This is a genomic window from Flavobacterium sp., assembly GCF_044360715.1.
Classification (GTDB): domain Bacteria; phylum Bacteroidota; class Bacteroidia; order Flavobacteriales; family Flavobacteriaceae; genus Flavobacterium.
This window is the reverse complement of the sequence record NZ_JBIKJY010000004.1, coordinates 73,482-88,468: the sequence shown is the minus strand read 5'-3', so window position 1 is coordinate 88,468 and position 14,987 is coordinate 73,482. Positions and strand designations below refer to the sequence as shown.

Annotated in this window: 11 protein-coding genes, 1 other RNA gene and 1 pseudogene; 8 read left to right on the top strand and 5 right to left on the bottom strand. The window is 31.6% G+C overall.

From position 1 onward, the window contains the following. The first annotated feature begins 59 nt into the window (after nt 1–59). Both ACIQ16_RS02330 and ACIQ16_RS02325 read left to right on the top strand, forming a co-directional pair. The gene (locus tag ACIQ16_RS02330; RefSeq protein ID WP_396148368.1) at nt 60–1,103 is read left to right on the top strand and encodes a cytochrome-c peroxidase; all 1,044 of its coding nucleotides are present in this window, start codon (nt 60–62) and stop codon (nt 1,101–1,103) included. A gap of 12 nt (nt 1,104–1,115) precedes the next feature. Next, nucleotides 1,116–2,108 carry a transporter gene (locus ACIQ16_RS02325; protein WP_396148367.1) on the top strand — a complete coding sequence of 331 codons (993 nt, stop codon included), beginning with the start codon at nt 1,116–1,118 and terminating at the stop codon, nt 2,106–2,108. 53 nt (nt 2,109–2,161) lie between these two features. On the opposite strand, the gene ACIQ16_RS02320 is transcribed toward ACIQ16_RS02325, so the two are convergent. The 3 genes from ACIQ16_RS02320 to ACIQ16_RS02310 all read right to left on the bottom strand — a co-directional run bounded on the left by ACIQ16_RS02320 (nt 2,162) and on the right by ACIQ16_RS02310 (nt 6,453). Continuing rightward, nucleotides 2,162–3,199, bottom strand: coding sequence for a PLP-dependent cysteine synthase family protein (locus ACIQ16_RS02320; protein ID WP_396148366.1), 1,038 nt, complete (start codon nt 3,197–3,199; stop codon nt 2,162–2,164). A 43-nt stretch (nt 3,200–3,242) separates the two neighbouring features. After that, nucleotides 3,243–5,300: a S9 family peptidase gene (locus ACIQ16_RS02315; protein WP_396148395.1), complete on the bottom strand. Its 2,058-nt coding sequence runs from the start codon at nt 5,298–5,300 to the stop codon at nt 3,243–3,245. 100 nt (nt 5,301–5,400) lie between these two features. Beyond that, a complete protein-coding gene (locus ACIQ16_RS02310; RefSeq protein ID WP_396148365.1) occupies nt 5,401–6,453 on the bottom strand; it encodes a glutaminyl-peptide cyclotransferase in 1,053 nt (350 codons plus the stop codon). A gap of 87 nt (nt 6,454–6,540) precedes the next feature. Between ACIQ16_RS02310 and ffs the strand changes: the two genes are divergently transcribed. From ffs to ACIQ16_RS02285, 5 genes and pseudogenes are all read left to right on the top strand, one after another. Further along, nucleotides 6,541–6,639, top strand: an RNA gene (gene ffs / locus ACIQ16_RS02305) — signal recognition particle sRNA small type. An 85-nt stretch (nt 6,640–6,724) separates the two neighbouring features. Beyond that, nucleotides 6,725–7,765 (top strand): M28 family metallopeptidase, encoded by a 1,041-nt coding sequence (locus ACIQ16_RS02300; protein WP_396148364.1) that lies wholly within the window; start codon nt 6,725–6,727, stop codon nt 7,763–7,765. Then, on the top strand, nt 7,765–8,178 hold the full coding sequence (gene aroQ, locus ACIQ16_RS02295; protein WP_353169883.1) for a type II 3-dehydroquinate dehydratase: 414 nt from the start codon (nt 7,765–7,767) through the stop codon (nt 8,176–8,178). Before ACIQ16_RS02300 ends, aroQ begins: the two co-directional genes overlap by 1 nt. 63 nt (nt 8,179–8,241) lie before the next feature. Next, entirely contained in the window at nt 8,242–8,994 is a 753-nt protein-coding gene (locus ACIQ16_RS02290) for a head GIN domain-containing protein (RefSeq protein ID WP_396148363.1), read from the top strand. Between the two features lie 4 nt (nt 8,995–8,998). Further along, nucleotides 8,999–11,464: pseudogene (locus tag ACIQ16_RS02285) on the top strand (DUF5686 and carboxypeptidase regulatory-like domain-containing protein). Between the two features lie 126 nt (nt 11,465–11,590). On the opposite strand, the gene lysS reads toward ACIQ16_RS02285, so the two are convergent. Next, nucleotides 11,591–13,285: a lysine--tRNA ligase gene (lysS, locus tag ACIQ16_RS02280; protein WP_396148362.1), complete on the bottom strand. Its 1,695-nt coding sequence runs from the start codon at nt 13,283–13,285 to the stop codon at nt 11,591–11,593. A gap of 116 nt (nt 13,286–13,401) precedes the next feature. On the opposite strand from lysS, the gene lipB reads away from it, so the two are divergent. Then, the gene (gene lipB / locus ACIQ16_RS02275) at nt 13,402–14,094 is read left to right on the top strand and encodes a lipoyl(octanoyl) transferase LipB (RefSeq protein WP_396148361.1); all 693 of its coding nucleotides are present in this window, start codon (nt 13,402–13,404) and stop codon (nt 14,092–14,094) included. 3 nt (nt 14,095–14,097) lie between these two features. Here the strand turns inward: lipB and ACIQ16_RS02270 are convergent, their stop codons facing one another. Next, on the bottom strand, nt 14,098–14,793 hold the full coding sequence (locus tag ACIQ16_RS02270) for a ribonuclease HII (RefSeq protein ID WP_396148360.1): 696 nt from the start codon (nt 14,791–14,793) through the stop codon (nt 14,098–14,100). Nucleotides 14,794–14,987 lie beyond the last annotated feature (194 nt).

Sequence of the window (14,987 nt, the reverse complement as noted above, 5' to 3'; positions counted from 1 at the left end):
ATTTAATTAAAAAGACTGTCATCTTTTCTTATGACAGTCTTTTTTAATATTTATTCGATATGAAAGCAAAATATTTAATATTGCTTACGTTTTTGTCATTTTTTGGTTGTGAACATTCTGATGATGAGAGTGAATATGTGAATTTGCCTTTGAATCTTGTAGTTCCAAGTAATTTTCCACCTTCAACGTATAACACAATTAATAATCCTATTACTGAAAAAGGTTTCGAATTAGGGAAAAAATTATTTTATGATGGTCGATTGGCTTCAGATGGAATAATTTCTTGCGGATTTTGCCATATTCAGCAAGATGCTTTTACACATCACGGTCATTCATTAAGCCATGGTGTAGGAGATAATATTGGAACGAGAAATACACCTCCGATTCAGAATTTAGCATTTCAATCTACTTTTATGTGGGATGGCGCTGTGTCTCATTTGGATTTACAACCGATTATCCCATTTACCAGTCCGATTGAAATGAATGGTGATTTTTCAACTGCTATTGCTATGATGAAATCTGATCCCGCGTATGTAAAACTTTACAATCAAGCCTTTCCAGATAAACAAATTAATTCTGAAAATATGCTCAAAGCGTTGGGTCAATTTATGGCAATGATGGTTTCTTCAAATTCTCGTTTCGATAAGTATAGAAGAAATGAAACGGGAGGTAATTTATCTGTGCCAGAATTGCAAGGCTATGCTATTTTCAATCAAAAATGTGCCACATGTCATACTACAGATTTGTTTACTGATAATTCATTTAGAAATAATGGTTTGCCAATTAATCCAACTTTTAATGATGTTGGGCGTTATAGGGTAACTCTTTTAGATGCGGATTTGTATAAATTTAAAGTACCCAGTTTAAGAAATATTGAACTTACAGCGCCGTACATGCATGACGGACGATTTATTACTTTAGACGCAGTGTTAAATCATTATTCTTCGGGAATGGTAAATTCAACTACTTTGGATCCAAGTTTAAATTCGAATGGCACTTTAGGAATTCCATTGTCAAATCAAGAAAAAGCAAATCTTATTGCGTTTTTAAAAACGTTAACTGATAACGAGTTTATCACAAATCCAAAATTTGCTGAATATTAATAAATATACATTATGAAAAATATACTACTTGCTTTTTTTGTATCAACCATTTTACATGCTCACGAAAAGCCAAAACCAAATCAAAAATTTAGTTATAAACTTAGTTTACCAACAACTAATTATTTAAAAAAACACACGACTAAAAGTTTGTTTTTAGATGATTGTGATGGTTGTGGTTGTGGCGCAAGCGGAGGAAGTATGGGTTTTGCTTCAATGATTAATTCGAATTTTGTTGGTGTCCGCTATTTTAATCAACAATATAAATCTAATGATGGTTTATATTCAAATTCACCTTGGTTAAATGAAAATTTTAATACCGTTCAGGTTTGGGCCAGAGTACCTGTTTTTAAAAAGTTTCAAGTTTCAGCTTTAATTCCTTATCATAATCATGAGCGTGAAACCCAAAGCGAAAATCAATCTATTAGTGGTATTGGTGATATTACAGTTTTGGCATTAACAACCGTTTTTAAATCAAAAACAGATACGGTTTCGACTTCATTTAAACACAATTTACAAGCAGGTATGGGTGTTAAACTTCCTACGGGCGCTTATAAGCAAGCAAATTCAGGCAGTGTAAATCCAAGTTTTCAATTAGGTACTGGGAGCTGGGATGTACTTTTAACATCTGAATATGTAATAAAGAAAAAGAAATTCGGATTAAATAATATGATTAACTATATCATAAAAAATGAAAACGGAAAATACTATCGTTTTGGAAATCAGTTTAATTATGCATCTACTATTTTTTATTTATTTGAGAATAAAAAATTTGCATTTGCACCGCAAATTGGTCTTGCTGGTGAGTTGTATGAAAGTAATTATCAATACAACCAAAAAGTAAAAAATACTTCAGGCGATGTTCTTTTTAGTAAATTTGGCTTTGAATTAGGGTATAAAAAATGGTCGTTTGGTTCTAATTTACAGTTGCCAATAAATCAAAATTTAGTGGGTGGTTTAGTTGAAGCTACCTCCAGATGGAGTGTAAATGTCAATTTTAAATTATAAAAAAAAGCGGCTAAAAAAATGTAGCCGCTTTTTTTATATGATTAAGATGTTTATTATATTATCTCAATTTTCATTGAATCATCACTATTTTCAGCATCTAAAAAACCTTGTTCTTGCATCCACTCATCACTATAAATTTTACTCATATAACGCGATCCGTGGTCTGGAAAAACAACTACTACATTACTGTCTTCGTTAAATTCTCCTAATGCGGCATATTGCTTTACAGCTTGAAATGCAGCGCCAGATGTGTAACCTACAAATAATCCTTCGGTTTTTGAAATTTCTCTGGCTGTAATAGCACTTTCTTTATCGGTAACTTTCACATATTTATCAATAATATCAAAATCAGTAGCCGTTGGAATTAAATTTTTACCTAAACCTTCAATTTTGTATGAATAAATTTCCTTTTCGTCAAACTCTTTGGTTTCGTGGTATTTTTTTAAAACAGAACCATAAGCATCTACACCTAAAACTTTTATAGATGGATTTTTTTCTTTCAAATACCGTCCAATTCCAGAGATTGTTCCTCCTGTACCACTACATACTACAACGTGAGTAACTGAACCATTTGTTTGATTCCAAATTTCTTTTCCTGTACTGCAATAGTGCGCTTCAATGTTTAAATCATTAAAGTACTGATTGATGTAAATTGAATTTGGTGTTTCTTTATGAATTTTTTTTGCCACTTCATAATAGCTTCTTGGATCATCTGCAGCAACATTTGCCGGACAAACATATACTTTTGCGCCCATACTTTTCAGCATATCAATTTTGTCTGGTGACGATTTATCGCTCACCGCTAAAATACATTTGTATCCTTTAATGATGCTAATCATAGCTAAACTAAATCCTGTATTTCCTGAAGTTGTTTCTACAATAGTTGCACCAGGCTTTAAAATGCCTTTTTCTTCAGCACAATTGATAATATGTAAGGCTATTCTATCTTTTGCAGAATGTCCGGGATTAAAAGCTTCTACTTTGGCATAAAAATTACCGGTTAATCCAGCTGCAATTTTATTCAACTTTATTATTGGCGTATTACCAATTAAATCAATTACTGAATTATGGGCGTTTATTTCGTTTTTCATTTTCATTTTTCTTTTTATCACAAATGTAAAGTGATAATGCAAATTATTTTTTAATAGCTTCTAAATCAAATAAGAATGCAAACTCTTTGGCTAATTCTTTTAAGGCTTCAAATCTTCCAGAAGCTCCACCGTGACCCGCATCCATATTTGTGTCTAAAAATAATTGTTTGTTGTTGGTTTTCAATACTCTTAATTTTGCAACCCATTTTGCAGGTTCAAAATATTGCACTTGCGAATCGTGTAAACCTGTTGAAACATACATATTTGGATACCCTTGTGCTTTTACTTGATCGTATGGTGAATAGGATAGCATATAATCATAATATTTTTTTTCATTCGGATTTCCCCATTCGTCGTATTCCCCAGTTGTTAAAGGTATGGTGTCGTCTAACATTGTGGTAATCACATCAACAAATGGTACTTGTGCTATGACACCATTATACAATTCTGGAGCCATATTTACAATTGCTCCCATTAACAAACCTCCGGCAGATCCACCTTCAGCATATAAATGCTCGGCAGATGTGTATTTTTCGGCTATTAAATACTTACTACAATCGATAAAATCTGTAAACGTATTTTTCTTTTTTAATAATTTTCCATTCTCATACCATTCTCTTCCTAAATCTTCTCCACCACGAATGTGAGCGATAACGTAGATGAATCCTCTATCCATTAAACTTAATCGCGTACTTGAAAAATAAGGATCCATTGAAGAACCGTATGAACCATAAGCATATTGTAATAAAGGATTTTTTCCGTCTTTTTTTATGCCTTTTCGGTATACCACACTCATAGGAATTTTAGTTCCATCAGTTGCAGTAGCCCAAATTCTCTCTTCAATATAGTTGTTTTTATCGAATTTTCCGCCTAAAACAGCTTGTTCTTTTAATACGGTTTTTTCTTTTATTTTCATATTGAAATCAATCACAGAAGACGGCGTAGCCATAGATTGGTAGCCATAACGCAACACATCGGTATCAAAATCTACATTAGAGGTAGTGTAGCACGTATAGGTTTCGCTACTAAATGGCAAATAGTAATCGCCAGAGCCATCCCAAGGCTTAATTTGAATTTTATTTAAACCATTTGAACGTTCTTCCACTACTAAATAGTTTTTAAAAATTTCAATGCCTTCTAATAAAACATCTTTTCTATGCGGAATTAAATCGGTCCAATTTTCTTTTGATGTAGCATTCTCAGGCGTAGTCATTAATTTGAAATTGGTGGCTTTATCAGCATTCGTTAAGATGTAAAATTTATCTTTATAGAAAGAAATCGAATATTCTAAACCGCGTGTTCTTGGTTGAAATACTCTAAATTTTCCATCGGGATTATTCGCTTCTAAGATTTGATATTCGGTTGTAAGTGTACTTCCAGAACCAATTATGATGTATTTTTTCGATTTTTCTTTATAGACATATGTGTTGTACGTATCGTCCTTTTCGTGAAAAACTAAAACATCTTCGGTTGCATTTGTGCCTAATTTATGTTTGAAAATTTTATCAGAACGAAGCGTTTGCGCATCTTTTCCAGTATAAAAAAGCGTTTTATTATCGGTAGACCAGCTTGAACCACCAGTTGTGTTTTCAATTTTATCTGAAAGAATTTCGCCTGTTTCTAAATTTTTAATTTGAATTGTGTATTGTCTTCTTGAAACCAAATCTAAACCAAAAGCTACTAATTTGTTGTCGCCACTTACACTCATTCCGCTTAAATTGAAATAAGATTGTCCTTTTGCCATTTCGTTACAATCGAATAAAATTTCTTCTTTCGCATCTAAACTTCCTTTTTTTCTGGCATAAATTGGATAATCTTTACCCGTTTCGAAGCGAGTGATGTACCAATATTCGTTATAAAAATAAGGCACAGAACTGTCGTCTTCTTTAATTCTGGATTTCATTTCAGCAAACAAATCGTCTTGCAATTGTTTGGTATGCGCAGTATATTTTTGGTAATATTCGTTTTCTTTATTTAAATAGTCAATTACTTCTGGATTTTCTCTTTCGTTTAACCAATAGTAATTATCCGTTCTAACATCTCCGTGTTTTTCTAACTTTTTTGGAATTATTTTTGCAATTGGTGGTTGAATGGTTTTCATTTTTTGATTTTGGTTTTGTGATTGTATTTTTGCGGTAAATATCAGTAAAACTGATGCTAAGATTATTTTTTTCATAGTTTTTGCTGTTTTGATTTGATATTTATTTCAATTTAATTTCAAACATTTTATCCCAATTTTTACCTGTAATAAAAACGGTTTTTGTGGATGGATTGTATGCAATTCCGTTTAAAACTTCATCTCCTTCCGTTAATGCTTTTTTGTTTTTTGTTTTTAAATCTGAAAAATCAATAGCACTTTCTACGGCACCATTTTCTGGATTGATAATAACAATTACATCTTTCAGGTAAATGTTTGCCCAAATTTTTCCATCAATCCATTCTAATTCGTTCAGTTCTGTAATGGCATTTGTATCAGAATATACATTTATAAAGCGTTCCATTTGTTGAGTTTCAGGATTTAGAAAATAAATTTTATTGGTTCCATCGCTCATTATTAAGTGTTTGTCATTATGCGTTAAACCCCAACCTTCAACATCTGAAAAATAATCAAACGTATTTTCTTTCTCTAAAGTTTCTGCATTATAAATAAATCCAACTTTATTTTTCCAAGTCAGTTGATAAATCTTGCCATTAAAAACGGTAATTCCTTCCCCAAAATAATCTGGTGATAAAGGCACGGATTTTGAAACATTTCCAGATTTATAATCTGTTTTTCTTAGTGTAGATTCGCCATTTTGACCCGTTCCTTCATATAAAATACCGTTGTAAAATTCTAAACCTTGTGTGTAAGCATTTACATCGTGATTGTAAGCGTTTAAAATAGTATAATCTTTCGTTTCATATAATTTTGGGGTGATATTCGAAACCAATTCAAAAGATGTTAAACATTCTACTTTTTCACCTTCAGAATGCACAATTGCTTTTATGTCTTGAATACCAAATTGTAGTTTTTCTAATTTTAAATTAAAAACTGCATTTTCAGTTGATTTCCCTAATTTAATATCGTTTGAAAAATAAATTACCGAATCAATTTTAGCATTTTCAACATTTTCAATACTTAAATTCACAGTTTCTGTTGGTTTGTAAACTTGTTTTAAGTCTTTTGTAGCAATAGAAAACAAGTCTTTTGTTTCACTACAATTATATAAAAAAACACTTAATGTTGTGATTATAAGTAAGTTAATTTTTTTCATATTCAATTTTTTTAATATTACAATATTACAATTTATTTTAAACTAATTTTTGATTTGTAGAAATAATAAAAGATTGTATATTTGCACCGGCAAGTCCTACACGACCAGCTCCCTCAAAATCCTCCAGGGTGGGAACGCAGCAAAGGTATGTGGTTGTAGCGGTGCGATGTAGGTCGCTTGCCATTTTTTACTTCTCTTCTTAAAATTCTTATAAAATTTATTGGTATCAAACTTTTTTAATTTAGATTTGTATTGTTTAAAACCAATTCAAATGAAAAAGTTATTACTATTACTTACAACAGCTGCATTTTTGCTTAGTTGTTCTCCAAAAAAAATAATTGTAGCCAGTTCAACAAAAAAAGTTGTAGACATTACAAAATACCTAAATACAATTAACGAAGCCAGTTTGTCTAAAAACCTGCATGTAATTGCTTCCGATGAAATGGAAGGCAGAAATACAGGGGAACCAGGACAGAAAAAAGCGGGTTTATATCTTATTGAGCAATATAAAGCGTTAGGTATTTCAAATCCTCCAGGGTCCAATGATTTTTATCAAAAAGTGCCTGCAGAATTTATGAAAAAAGGTTTTGCACCAAAATTGGCTGATTCGGAAAATATTTGGGCTTTCATTCCTGGTTCTGAAAAACCAGAAGAGGTGCTTGTTATTTCTGCACATTACGACCACGTTGGTATGAAAAATGGTGAGGTTTTTAACGGTGCAGATGATGATGGCTCTGGTACGGTTTCTTTAGTTGAAATTGCCAAAGCTTTTTCAGAAGCAAAAAAAGATGGTTTTTCACCAAAACGTTCTATTTTATTTTTACACGTTACAGGTGAAGAACACGGTTTACATGGCTCTAGATATTATTCCGAAAACCCTTTATTTCCTATAAAAAACACGATAGCAGATATTAATATTGATATGGTGGGACGTAGAGATACACTTGCCAATCATAAAGAAAATGGGAAATACGTTTATGTAATTGGTTCAGATAGATTAAGTTCCGAATTACACACAATAAACGAAGAAATGAATACAAAATATGTGGGCTTAAATTTAGACTATACTTTTAATGCCAGAAACGATCCAAATCAATTTTACAAGCGTTCAGATCATTATAATTTTGCTAGAAAAGGGATTCCTTCAATTTTCTTTTTTAATGGTGTTCATGAAGATTATCACGGGCCAAATGATACTGCTGATAAAATTGAATATGATTTGTTAGCGATGCGTGTTAAATTAGCATTTACTTTAGCATGGGAATTGGCCAATAGAGAAAATAGAATTGTGGTTGACAAAGACGGTAAATAATGCATTTGTTAATTTTAAACGGCCCTAATTTAAATTTATTAGGACAACGTGAACCAGAAGTTTACGGCAATCAAAGTTTTGATTCGTATTTTGATGAATTGAAATTACAGTTTCCTTCAGTTCATTTGGATTATTTTCAATCGAATGTAGAAGGCGAAATTATCAATAAATTGCAAGAAGTTGGTTTTTCATATGATGGAATACTATTAAATGCTGGAGCGTATACACACACTTCTGTAGCCATTTCCGATTGTGTAAAGGCAATAACATCACCAGTAATTGAAGTCCATATTTCAAATACGTTTTCCAGAGAAACATTTCGTCATCAATCTTATATTTCTCCAAACGCAAAAGGCGTAATTATTGGTTTTGGTTTAAAAAGTTACGCATTGGCTATTCAAAGTTTTTTGTAACTTGATACAACTTTTATTTCAAAAAAAACGTCTATACTTTCACATTCTAAATCTATTAAAAAAATGAAAAAAATTACTGTATTTCTATTTGCATTTTTCGCAATGCTTTCAGCTTCTTTCGGACAAGTTAAAGAAACCAGAGGTGTTGGAAACTTCACAGCTATTAAGGCTTCATCAGGTGTTAATGTTGTCTATACTCAAGGACCTGTACAAAATGTTGAGGTGACTTGGGAAAAAGATTTAATGAAATTTTTAAAAGTGGAAACTAAAAATAATATTTTAAAAATTTTTATTGAAAACACCAATTACTATAAAAAAATGGACACCAGTAAATTGCTTGTAACCGTTTCAAATCCAGGTATTGGAAGCGTTACAGTAAGTTCTTCGGCTACGTTTTCAATCAAAAATAATTTAAATGTAAGTTTATTAAAAATTAATACTTCTTCAAGTGCTGATTTTTCAGGAACGGTAACTTGTAATTCTATTTTTATTGATGCTTCTTCAAGTTCAAATGTGGCTTTAAATATGGCGACAGACGATATTGCTGTTAGTTTAAGTAGTAGTTCTAGTGTTGCCTTAAGGGGAAAAACAGATAATTTAGCTATTGACGCATCAAGTTCAGCAGATTGCGATGCTAAAGAGTTAATTTCAAATTTGGCACAGGTTTCTGCAAGTACCTCTTCAGACGTTCACGTTTTAGCCATAAAAGGATTAGATGCCAACGCTTCTACAAGCGGCTCTATAAAATATTATGGAAAATTAGATAAAGTAAAAATAACCGAGAGCACTTCTGGCTCTGTAGAACAAATAAAATAATATTATGAAGCCCCAAACCTCAATCTTACTATTGCTTTTTTCTTGTTTTTCGATAGCGCAAATAAAAGGAAAAGTCACTGATTCAAAAGGAAACGCGTTGCCTTATGCAAGTGTAACTATCGAAAAAACCTACATCGGAACTTCCACAAATGAAAACGGGGAGTACGAATTAAACATCAAAAAAACAGGTAAATACACCTTGGTTTTTAAGATTTTAGGATACAAAACCAAAACCATAACCCAAGAAATTAATTCATTTCCTGTAATAATTAATGCTACACTTCCCGATGAGCAATATTCTATTGAGGAAGTAGTTGTAAAAAGTGGCGAAAATCCAGCCAATGGAATCATCAGAAACGCAATAGCCAATCGTAAAAAAAATACAGAAAAAACCGATAAATATGAAGCCGATTTTTACTCAAGAGGTATCTTTAGAGTAAAAGATGTTCCTAAAAAATTTATGGGTATTGAAATTGGTGATTTAGACGGGAATGTAGATTCTACAGGTGCTGGAATTATTTATCAATCGGAAACCGTTTCTAAAATTAAGTTTGAAAAACCGAACAATTTAAAAGAAGAAATCATTGCAAGTAAAGTGGCTGGAAACGATAACGGATTTAGCTTCAATACTGCTTTAAATACCAATTATGATTTGTATCAAAATACCGTTGATTTTAATATTCCAATGATTTCTCCTATTGCTTCCAATGCTTTTACGTATTATAAATACAAAATAGAAGACTCATTTACAGATAGTTATAATAATTATGTATACAAAATAAAAGTTACTCCAAAACGTGATAAAGAGCCCGTTTTTGAAGGTTATATTTATATTATTGACGATACTTACGCCATTTATGCAGCCGATTTAGATATTAAAGGATATAGAGCACAACAAGAGTTTTTAGAATCGTTTAAAGTGGTGCAAAATTTTAGTTTTAATCCAGACACTAAAATGTGGGTTAAAAGTTTGCAATCATTTGATTTTAAGGCGGGGATTTTTATGATGAAATTCAATGGGAAATTTACACACGTGTTTAGTAATTATAATTTTGTATCTAATTTTGAAAAGAAAACCTTTGGTAGTGAAGTAGTTACGTTTGCCGAAAAATCAAATAAAAAGGAAGATTCGTATTGGTTAGAAAATCGTCCAGTGCCATTAACAGAAGAAGAAACGACTAATTATGTAAAAAAAGATAGTGTTTATAAAATCCGAAATTCTCAAGTGTATATGGATTCCGTTGATGCGGTTTCAAATAAATTTAAGGCAATTAAGTTGATAACAGGATATTAGTTTAAAAATAGTTTCAAAAACAAAAGATTCAATTATCAAGGTTTATTTAATTTGTCTTCTTTTAATTTTAATACCGTACAGGGTTATCATATTGGCTCAGGTTTTTCCTATTCAAGTTATAACGAAGAAAAGCAAAAGCGAACTGTAATTAATACCGATTTTCAATACGGATTTTCAGACAAACGCATCCGACCAACGGCTTCTTTTTATCATAAATTCAATAATACAAACGATGCTTATTTTCGACTGTCTGGTGGAAATAAAGTCAATCAATTTAATAGTTCAGAACCTATTTCTGGAATTGAAAACTCAGTAAGTTCATTGTTTTTTAAAAATAATTTTATGAAATTATACGAAAAAGAATTTATTGAAATAGGAGCTGGTAGGGAAGTAGTAAATGGTTTATTTTTAAACGCGAATGTTACCTATGAAAACAGAAAACCAGTATTTAATACTACAGATTTTGCCATTATCAAAACAGATGATGTATACAGTTCAAATAATCCGTTACAGCCAAATTCTGATTTACTTCCAGCATTTAATGAACACCATATCACTAAGTTTAGTTTGAGTTCTCGTATTGTTTTTGGTCAAAAATACATTACCAGACCCGATGGAAAAATGAATATGAATGAAGGGAAATATCCAACACTAGGGTTTACTTATACTAAAGCATTTTTAGCTACTTCAAAAGCATACGAATATGACTTTTTAGAAGCACGTTTAAAATACAGCAAAACATTAGCCAACAAAGGTGATTTGGAATTGAATATTAAAGCAGGAACGTTTTTTGGTGCCGACAACATTTCATTTGTAGATTACAAACATTTTAACGGAAATCAAACACATGTTCGCATTGATGGGCAATACAATTCAAGCTTTAATTTATTGCCATATTATTCGCAATCTACTAATAACAAGTATTTTGAATTGCATGCAAATTATAACGATAATGGTTACTTTATGAATAAAATTCCATTATTAAATAAATTAGGTTGGAACTTAGTTGGAGGATTTCATCAATTAGCCGTTCCAAATATCAGACCCTACCAAGAAATAACTGTCGGTTTCGACCGAATTGGCTTTGGAAAGTTTAAAATTTTCCGTGTAGATTATGTTAGAAGTTTTCAAGGGAGCAACTTCGGACAAGGATTTATGTTTGGTTTAAGATTTTAAATATAAAATTCCAATATTTAAATTCCAATATACAAAAAACCTCGAAATTTGAAAGTTTCGAGGTTTTTTGTATATTGGAATTTTGTGGTTCTCTGTGTTTTCTTTGCGTTACTTTGTGTAACCTTATTACCCTAAAACCACTAATTTATTTTCTCCGTCAACTACTACCTTAGTTAGGCCGTGTTTGGCTAAACCTTTCATAGCAGCATCCCATTTTTTGCCGCTTAAAGCCGATTTGTCTTTTAAAACACCAATTGGTTGATTGTTTTCTTTTTCTAATAAACTAACAATGAATTTTTCGTCTTCTGTTAATTCATACGTTACTTTTTTCTCAGGACGCATCTGTGGGAAAAACAACACTTCTTGAATTGAGGCGTTATTTGTTAAAAACATAATTAATCGGTCCATTCCAATTCCTAAACCAGAAGTTGGTGGCATTCCGTATTCTAACGCACGTAAAAAGTCTTCATCAATAATTCCGTTGGCTTCATCATCGCCTTTTTCTGCTAAAGCCATTTGTGCTTCAAAACGTTCTCTTTGGTCAATAGGGTCATTTAATTCGGAATACGCATTTGCAATTTCTTTTCCACAAACCATTAATTCAAAACGCTCTGTTAATTCAGGATTGTCTCGGTGTTGTTTACATAAAGGCGACATTTCTTTTGGATAATCCGTAATAAAAGTCGGTTGAATGTAATTTCCTTCGCATTTTGCACCAAAAATTTCATCAATTAATTTTCCCTTACCCATAGTCTCATCCACGTCAATTCCCATTCCTTTAGCTGCTTCAAATAACTCAGCTTCTGTTTTTCCAGAAATATCAAAACCGGTGAAGTCAATGATAGATTGCGTCATAGTTACTCTTGAATAAGGCGCTTTAAAGCTAATTTTATGTTCGCCAAAAGTAGTTTCTGGAGTATCGTTTACTTTTGTAGCACAATATTCCAAAAGGTTTTCGGTAAATTCCATCATCCAATTGTAATCTTTGTACGCTACATAAATTTCCATTGCCGTAAATTCTGGATTGTGTGTTCGGTCCATTCCTTCATTACGGAAATTTTTAGAAAATTCGTACACACCATCAAAACCACCTACAATTAATCTTTTTAAATATAGTTCGTTAGCAATTCGCATATATAAAGGAATGTCTAAACTGTTGTGATGTGTCATAAAAGGACGCGCAGCTGCACCACCTGGAATAGATTGCAAAATGGGTGTTTCAACTTCCATATAACCACTTTCGTTAAAGAAAGTTCGCATCGCAGTAAATAATTTGGTTCTTTTTACAAACACTTCTTTTACTTGCGGATTCACGACCAAATCTACATAACGCATACGGTAACGCAATTCGGCATCATTAAAGGCATCGTATACTTTTCCATCTTCATCCGTTTTTGGAAAAGGTAATGGACGTAGGGTTTTACTTAAAAAAGTAAAATTATCTACTCGTACGCATTTTGCACCTACTTGTGTGGTAAATAATTCGCCTTCAATTCCTAAAAAATCTCCTAAATCGGTTAATTTTTTAAAAACTTGGTTGTATAATGTTTTGTCTTCACCTTGGCAAATAAAATCTCTGTTAAAATAGACTTGTATTCTGCCTTCGCTGTCTTGAATTTCAGCAAATGCCGCTTTTCCTTGATCTCTTACACTCATTAAGCGCCCAGCAATTACTACCTTTTTTCCTTCTTCGAAATTATCCTTTATGGCTTTTGAAGTGTGCTTTACAGGATATAAATCTGCAGGATAAGGATTAATCCCTAAGTTTCTAAGGGCTTGTAATTTCTCTCTTCTAATGATTTCTTGTTCGGAAAGTTGCATAATTTATTTTATTTTTAGAAGGCAAAGGTAAGCAATAGAAATATAGTTTCAAAGTCAGAATTTTTTAGCAAAATGATTTAAAATTGTATCTTTGAAAAATAAATCTATTTTCGTGTATGAAACAAATTCAACTTCTTGATTTAGGGAGTAAAGATTACAAAGAAACTTGGGAATATCAAGAAGAATTGTTTAAAAGAATTGTGGATTTGAAAATTCTGAATAGAAATTCAACTGCACCAATTCCTACACCTAATTTCTTTCTTTATGTTACACACCCTCACGTTTATACTTTAGGTAAAAGCGGCGATATTTCAAATTTATTACTTTCCGAAAAACAATTAACTGAAAAAGGAGCAACTTTTTACAAAATAAATAGAGGAGGGGATATAACCTATCATGGTCCAGGTCAAATTGTAGGCTATCCAATTTTAGATTTAGAAAATTTTTTTACCGATATTCATAAATACCTTCGATTTTTAGAGGAATCCATTATTTTAACGTTAGCAGAATACGGATTGAAAACAGAACGCAGTCCTGGCGAAACAGGTGTGTGGTTTGATGTAGGAACGCCTTTTGCTCGAAAAATTTGTGCTATGGGTGTTCGTGCTTCGCGTTGGGTTACGATGCATGGTTTTGCCTTAAATGTAAATGCCGATTTAGGCTATTTTGATAATATTATTCCTTGTGGTATTCGTGGTAAGGCAGTAACGTCTATGCACGTTGAGTTGGGTAGAGATGTTAACGAAGAAGAAGTCAAAGAAAAAATTCTAAAACATTTTTCCGTTTTATTTGAAAATTCTTTCATTTAGAGTTTATAATTCTAAAAGTAATTGATCTGGAAGTAATCTAAATGTTTTTCTGTGGTATTTAGTAATACCATATTTTCTAATAGCATCTCGGTGTTCTTTTGTGGGGTATCCTTTATTCTTTTTCCAATTATACATAGGAAACTCTTCGTGAATTTTATCCATATAATCATCTCTATATGTTTTTGCTAAAATAGATGCAGCGGCAATACTTAAAAATTTCGCATCACCTTTAATAATAGACGTAGTTGGAATCGATGACAAAATTTCAATTTCTTTAGCGTTAAATATTTTTCCTTCTTTTTGTTTCATACCTAATTTTCCGTTTAAAGGTCTGTTTCCGTCTACAATAATATATTCGGGTATGGTTTTCAATTTCAATATGCTTTCTTGCATGGCTTTCATAGAGGCGTTAAGGATATTTATTTCATCAATTTCTACATTATATATATGTGTAAAAGAAAAATCAAATAAATCTACTATAATAGGTCTGAGTTCAAAACGTTTTTTTTCAGTTAATTGTTTAGAATCATTTATAGCTTGAAATAAAAGTCGCTCTTGTTTTTTTTGGGCTTTCGTAAGTTTAATGTTAGGTGATTGTAAAATAATTGCAGCTGCGGTTACAGGACCTGCCAAACATCCTCTGCCGGCTTCATCCGTTCCGCACTCAATAGTATAATTACTGTAACATTTATTTAACATAAAATATTTTTTACAAAAATAATTAAATTTAAAATAACATTTAACATTTATTCAACGCTATTATATTGTGGGTTCTGCAAAGTTTTTAAATCCGAAAAAAATTTTAACACAAAAAAAATGATAATATTGTGAAGTATTATTTGTTTATTTAAGAAATTATTAAGAAGTTTGCGGAATAACTAACTCAAATAAAA

Coding starts and splice junctions, on each gene's coding strand:
- ACIQ16_RS02330 (WP_396148368.1), top strand. CDS start 60: ATGAAAGCAAAATATTTAATATTGCTTACGTTTTTGTCATTTTTTGGT.
- ACIQ16_RS02325 (WP_396148367.1), top strand. CDS start 1,116: ATGAAAAATATACTACTTGCTTTTTTTGTATCAACCATTTTACATGCT.
- ACIQ16_RS02320 (WP_396148366.1), bottom strand. CDS start 3,199: ATGAAAAACGAAATAAACGCCCATAATTCAGTAATTGATTTAATTGGT.
- ACIQ16_RS02315 (WP_396148395.1), bottom strand. CDS start 5,300: ATGAAAACCATTCAACCACCAATTGCAAAAATAATTCCAAAAAAGTTA.
- ACIQ16_RS02310 (WP_396148365.1), bottom strand. CDS start 6,453: ATGAAAAAAATTAACTTACTTATAATCACAACATTAAGTGTTTTTTTA.
- ACIQ16_RS02300 (WP_396148364.1), top strand. CDS start 6,725: ATGAAAAAGTTATTACTATTACTTACAACAGCTGCATTTTTGCTTAGT.
- aroQ (WP_353169883.1), top strand. CDS start 7,765: ATGCATTTGTTAATTTTAAACGGCCCTAATTTAAATTTATTAGGACAA.
- ACIQ16_RS02290 (WP_396148363.1), top strand. CDS start 8,242: ATGAAAAAAATTACTGTATTTCTATTTGCATTTTTCGCAATGCTTTCA.
- lysS (WP_396148362.1), bottom strand. CDS start 13,285: ATGCAACTTTCCGAACAAGAAATCATTAGAAGAGAGAAATTACAAGCC.
- lipB (WP_396148361.1), top strand. CDS start 13,402: ATGAAACAAATTCAACTTCTTGATTTAGGGAGTAAAGATTACAAAGAA.
- ACIQ16_RS02270 (WP_396148360.1), bottom strand. CDS start 14,793: ATGTTAAATAAATGTTACAGTAATTATACTATTGAGTGCGGAACGGAT.